This is a genomic window from Thiomicrospira sp. (assembly GCF_014859555.1).
Taxonomy (GTDB): Bacteria; Pseudomonadota; Gammaproteobacteria; order Thiomicrospirales; family Thiomicrospiraceae; genus Thiomicrospira.
This window is the reverse complement of sequence record NZ_JACUTY010000076.1, coordinates 1-6,458: the sequence shown is the minus strand read 5'-3', so window position 1 is coordinate 6,458 and position 6,458 is coordinate 1. Positions and strand designations below refer to the sequence as shown.

The following is a 6,458-nucleotide window of genomic DNA, read 5'->3' as shown; positions in this document are numbered from 1 at the left end:
TGGCAAGCGACCTTGAATGCGCAGCAAAAAGCCAAACAAGCTTATTTTGACAGCTATGTTATGCAACCTAAGGTTTTGTCGATCTTAATAGAGGCACAGAATCCTCAGCGTCAATCAATGGCGCGTGATCAGCTTTATGAGGGATTTCAGTTGGCATACCAGCAAATGCGACGTCAGGGCATTTATCAGTTTCAGTTTAGCCTTCCTGATAATACAAGTCTGTTACGACTCCATAATCCATCGAGATTTGGTGATGATTTAACGGATATTCGCACCAGTATTCGGCTGGCAAACCAAACCCTAAAACCGGTGACTGGCTTTGATTTTGGTCGTGTAGTGGCTGGGTTGCGTAGTGTTTTTCCAATAGTCCATAATGGAGCCCACTTAGGGGCGGTCGAGTTCAGTAATCAGTTTGAAACCTTACGCCGAGATTTAACCCAACTTAGCACACAACGCGAATTTGCGATTATTTTTCATCCACGTGCAAAGCAAATGCCATTTGAAGATTATCAGTCGCATTATGCGCCAAGTTTATTTCACCCAGATTGGTTGGTAGAGGATCCAACGCGTGAGTTATTTCAAAATGCCTCTTTACCGAATTTATATTTGCAGCAAATGGCAAGAACGTTAGACCATCAGCAATTAACTAAACCTTTAATGGCGGGTCAAGCTTTTGTTGCGCCCTATCTAGTAAATTCCCACTCTCATGTAGCGGTTTTTATGCCGGTTACCGACCTCGCGCAAAACTTAATGGCGTATGTGATTGCTTTATCGCCGGCACCTGAGCTCGCAAGGTATGAACGTATGTTTTGGGTGCGTGGGAGTACGGCAGGCTTATTTTTATTATTGATTGGTCTAATTGTTTGGCGAATTGTTCGCCACCAAGATGATTTGCGCATTGCCGCCGCGGCATTTAATGTTCAGGAGGGGGTGTTAATTACCGATCCTAAAGGTAGGATTGTGCGAGTTAACGACGCTTTTACCCGTTTGACCGGCTATGAGCTGGCCGATGTGGTTGGCAAAACAGCGGCCGTACTGAGCTCAGGCCGTCAAGACAAGGATTTTTATGCGGCGATGTGGCTGGCATTAACCAATCACGGTCATTGGTTGGGCGAGATTTGGAACCGTCGCAAAAATGGTGAAGAGTATTTTGAGCGTTTGTCGATTCATGCAATTTATGATCGCAAAGGCCGAGTGAGTCATTATGTTGGCGCGTTTTTTGATATTACCAAGACTAAGATAGATCAGGATGAAATTCGCCAGTTGGCTTTTTATGACTCCCTGACTCAGTTAGCCAATCGACGTTTGTTATTGGATCGTGTTGAACATGCTTTGGCGGCGAGCCATCAGTTAAAGCGATTTGGTGCATTGCTCTATATGGATTTAGATCGTTTTAAGGCACTGAATGATACCAAGGGACACGAGGTCGGTGACAAGCTATTAATTGAGGTCGCAAAGCGCTTAACCCTGTCTGTGCGTGAAGTGGATACAGTGGCTCGCTTAGGTGGCGATGAGTTTGTGGTTTTGTTTGAAGGTCTTAATGCTGACCAACAAAAAGCGGCTTATGAAGCCGAAATGTTGGCTGAAAAAATACGATTAAACTTAGGTGAACCCTATAATCTGGATGGGTTTGAGTATCAAATCACGCCCAGCATTGGTATTGCGTTATTTTGTGAACATGATACTGGCGGGGCCGATGAAACCTTACGCCATGCTGATAGTGCGATGTATCAAGCCAAGGCGTCGGGGCGAAATATGATTCGTTTATTTGATCCGGCGATGCAAGCAAATCTCGAAAAGCGCCTAAATTTAGAAGAAGATTTAAAAACCGCGATTGAGTTGGATCAATTTGAGTTGTTTTATCAACCACAAATTAATCACCAATCTAAGGTGATTGGCGCAGAGGCCTTGATTCGTTGGCATCATCCAACCAAGGGTCAAATATCACCGGCTGAATTTATTCCGATTGCCGAAGAAAATGGCTTAATTTTATCCTTAGGTGATTGGGTATTAAAACAGTCGGTGAGTGTATTAGCGAAATGGCGTGATGTGCCGGCTTTTTCGGCACTGACTATCTCAGTAAACATTAGTGCGCAACAACTTCAACAAGTCGATTTTGTAGAGCAAATTCGTGCTTATATTGAACATTATCAATTTGATCCGACCAAACTCAAACTCGAATTGACTGAGTCAATGATGTTAATGGATATGCAAGACTCGATTGATAAAATGCAACGCCTTAAAAAGTTCGGAATTAAGTTCTCAATGGATGATTTTGGCACCGGTTATTCGTCGCTATTGAGTATTAAAAATCTGCCACTGGATCAGCTCAAGATTGATCAAAACTTTGTGCGTGATCTCTTTACCGTTACCAACGCCGAACCCCTAGTTCGCAGTATTTTATTAATGAGTAAGGAGTTAGGTTTGAGCGTGGTAGCCGAAGGCGTCGAAACCCGTGAACACCACCAAACCTTGATGGCATTAGGTTGCCGAGAGTTTCAAGGTTACCTCTATTCCAAACCGGTTAATTATGCCGATTTGCTCACCTTTCTGGCCAAAATGGACAACAATCACCAGGCCTGGTAAGTTTTTTAAAGTCACCAGGCCTGGTTGTTTTCATTTAAGCCCTTGAATCCGTTATAATCTCACTTTTCCTGTCTTATAATGCACTTACGGTCACTATGCGATTAATTCGTGGTTTACATAATTTAGCCAATGCGCAGTCTGCTCTAAGACAAGGTAGCGTGGTCACGATTGGCAATTTTGATGGTGTGCATATTGGTCATCAGCGTGTATTAGATGAGCTAAAGCAATGCGCTTCGCAAGCCAAGCTACCGAGTGTAGTGATGATTTTTGAACCTTTTCCGGTGGAGTTTTTTCGCCCAGAGGACGCGCCAGTTCGCTTGATGAACCTGCGTGAAAAACTGCATGCTTTTGAACGCACTGGTGTGGACTTTGTACTTTGCGTGGCGTTCAATGCCGAGTTTGCCAACTTGTCCGCCCAGCAGTTTGTGATTCGGGTTTTGCAGCAAGGCTTAAAAGTGCGCCATTTAGTGGTGGGTGATGACTTCCGGTTTGGCCATCAACGCCAGGGCGACTTTAAGTTTTTAAAAGCCCAGGGTAAAGAGCTCGGTTTTGATGTTAGCGCGATGTCGACGTTTATTGTTGATGCCGAGCGTGTCAGCAGCACGCGAATTCGTGAAGTGTTACAGATACCGGATTTGGCACAAGCCAATTATTTGCTAGGGCATGATTTTCGATTTGAAGGCCGGGTGATTCACGGCCAAAAACTCGGGCGTAAGATTGGGTTTCCGACCTTAAATCTAAACCCAAAACGCATACAAATGCCGGTAAGTGGTGTGTTTGCCGTTAAGGTGGCGGGCCTAGCTGAACAAGCTTGGCCGGGTGTGGCCAACATAGGTGTACGCCCAACGGTGCAAGGCAAACAACCCTCAATTGAGGTGCATTTATTTGACTGGCAGACATCGGTTTACGGTGCGCATGTCGAAGTACGTTTAGAGGCGTTTATTCGCCCAGAAATGAAATTCAATGGGTTGAGCGAGTTGCAAACGCAAATTGCGAAAGATGCTGCTCAAGCCCGACAACTTTTAAACCTAAAACCTGTTTGAGACCCTAATCATGACGGACTATAAGCTTACATTAAACCTTCCAGAAACCGAATTCCCGATGCGTGGCGGTTTGCCTCAGCGTGAACCTAAGCAAGTTGAAGCTTGGTTAGCCGATGACCTTTACCAAACCGTGCGTGAACACATGGCCGGTCGTCCCAAGTTTATTTTGCACGATGGTCCGCCTTATGCAAACGGTGATATTCATATCGGTCATGCGGTAAATAAAGTCTTAAAAGACATGATTGTGAAATCAAAAGGCCTGAGCGGTTTTGATGCGCCATTTGTGCCGGGTTGGGATTGTCATGGTTTGCCGATTGAGCTGAATGTTGAGAAAAAACACGGCAGGGTTGGGGTGAAGTTAAACGAGCGTGAATTCCGCCAGGCCTGTCGTGATTACGCGCAGACCCAGGTTGACGGTCAGATGAAAGATTTTCAGCGTTTGGGTGTGATGGCGGATTGGCAAAACCCTTATTTAACTAAAGCGTTCGATTTTGAAGCCAACGAAGTGCGTGCGCTGGCAAAAATTATTCAAAAAGGCCATTTAGTAAAAGGCACTAAGCCGGTTTATTGGTCTATTGGCGGGCGTTCCGCTTTGGCTGAAGCTGAAGTGGAGTACGAAGAAAAACGCTCCAACGCCATTGATGTGCGTTTTAAAGTGGTGGATGAAGCCGCGTTTTTTGAACGTTGCCATCATGTAGAAGATCACACTGGCGAAGGCCCGTTGTCAGTTGTTATTTGGACAACTACGCCTTGGACGCTTCCAGCCAACCAAGCGGTCGCGATTAACCCTGAGTTGGAATATGCCTTAGTTCAAGTTGAAACCGAACAGGGCAAAGAGCGTTTATTTATGGCCGAAGCCTTGGTCAAAGATGTGATGGCAAAATGTGATATCGAACATTATCGTGTGGTGGCTTATGGTCGTGGCGATCAGTTTGATTTATTACGCTTACAGCATCCATTTTATGATCGCATTGTGCCAATTATTTTAGGTGAGCATGTCACCACCGATGCCGGCACAGGCTGTGTTCACACTGCGCCAGGTCATGGTCAAGACGACTTTATTGTGGGTTTAAAGTATGATCTAGAAGTCGATTGTCCGGTGGATGGTTCAGGTACCTTTGTCGAAGGCACGCCGTTATTCGCTGGCATTAATGTTCTAAAAGCCGATGAGCCAGTGCTGGAAGTGTTACGTGAACATGGCGCGTTATTACATCATGAAGCCATTACCCACAGCTATCCACATTGTTGGCGTACCAAAACCCCATTGATTTTCCGTGCCACACCTCAGTGGTTTATTAGCATGGATCAGCAAAAGCTCCGTGCAGAGGCGTTGGATGCTATTAAAACGGTTGAGTGGGTGCCAGATTGGGGGCAAAACCGCATCGAATCGATGATTGACGGTCGTCCAGATTGGTGTATTTCACGCCAACGTTTGTGGGGCGTGCCTATCACGATTTTCGTGCATAAAGTCACAGCCGAAATGCACCCGCGTACAGTCGAGTTGATGGAACAAATTGCCCAACGTATTGAACAAAATTCGATTGATGCCTGGTACGACTTGGATGCGAGTGAGTTATTGGGTGACGAAGCGGCGCATTACGAAAAAGTTCAGGATATCCTAGACGTTTGGTTTGATTCCGGTATTACCCACTTTGCGGTGTGTGAACAACGTGATGAGTTAACTATGCCGGCTGATTTATATTTAGAAGGTTCAGATCAACATCGCGGTTGGTTCCAGTCGTCTTTATTAACCAGTATCGCCATCAATAAAGTCGCACCTTACAAACAGGTGTTAACGCACGGTTTTACGGTGGATAAAGACGGCAAAAAAATGTCGAAATCTAAAGGCAACGTGGTTGCGCCGCAGAAAATTGCCGATACTTTAGGTGCCGATATTTTACGTTTGTGGATTTCGGCCGCCGACTATCGTTATGAAATGACCGTGTCAGACGAAATTATTAGCCGTACAGCGGATACCTATCGTCGTATTCGTAACACCGCGCGTTTCTTTTTAGCCAACCTAAATGGGTTTGATCCAGCCAAAGACTTGGTGGCCTATGACGACTTATTACCCTTAGATAAATGGGCGGTGGGGCATGCACATCAATTGCAAAGCCAAATTATTGAGTCTTACGAGCAGTATCACTTCCACCAGATTTATCAGGCGGTTTCGCACTTTTGCTCGGTGGAAATGGGCGCATTCTATTTAGACGTGATTAAAGATCGTCAATACACCTGTAAAGCAGATGGTTTGGCACGCCGTTCGGCGCAAACCGCTTTATATCATATTGTTGAAGCCATGACGCGTTGGATTGCGCCTATCCTAAGCTTTACCGCTGAAGAACTGTGGCAATACATTCCAGGCGAACGTTCTAAAACCGTGTTTGTTGCCACTTGGTATCAAGGCTTAACTGAGTTGGATGAAACTTCTGCGATGAACTCGGCTTACTGGGCGCAGATTATGCAAGTGCGTTCAGCGGTGTCGAAACGTCTAGAAGAGTTGCGTAATGAAGGCGTGATTAAAGCCTCCTTAACCGCAGAAGTGAGCTTGTTTGCCGATGCCGAACTTTACAAATTATTAACCAGCTTGGATGACGAACTGCGTTTTGTGTTGATTACCTCCTATGCCAAAGTCTTGCCGCTGACTGATAAGACCGATCAGGCGTTGGAAAGCGAATTAAGTGGATTATGGCTTGACGCACAAGCCACCGACAAAACCAAATGCCCGCGTTGCTGGCACCATCGTGCCGATGTCGGCCATAACACCGAACATCCCGAGTTATGCCAGCGTTGTGTCGATAACGTCGCTGGAGAAGGCGAAGTGCGCCA

At 45.7% G+C, this 6,458-nt stretch carries 3 protein-coding genes; all 3 read left to right on the top strand.

Annotation, left to right across the window (positions count from 1 at the left end):
* Positions 1-2,586 (top strand): EAL domain-containing protein (locus tag IBX48_RS09505; protein ID WP_296833799.1); only part of this gene is annotated, 2,586 nt, incomplete at its 5' end.
* Between the two features lie 95 nt (positions 2,587-2,681).
* Positions 2,682-3,629, top strand: coding sequence for a bifunctional riboflavin kinase/FAD synthetase (gene ribF / locus IBX48_RS09500; protein WP_296833796.1), 948 nt, complete (start codon positions 2,682-2,684; stop codon positions 3,627-3,629).
* Positions 3,630-3,639: 10 nt separating this feature from the next.
* Positions 3,640-6,458: isoleucine--tRNA ligase (ileS, locus tag IBX48_RS09495; protein WP_296833792.1), on the top strand; the 2,819-nt coding region annotated here is incomplete at its 3' end.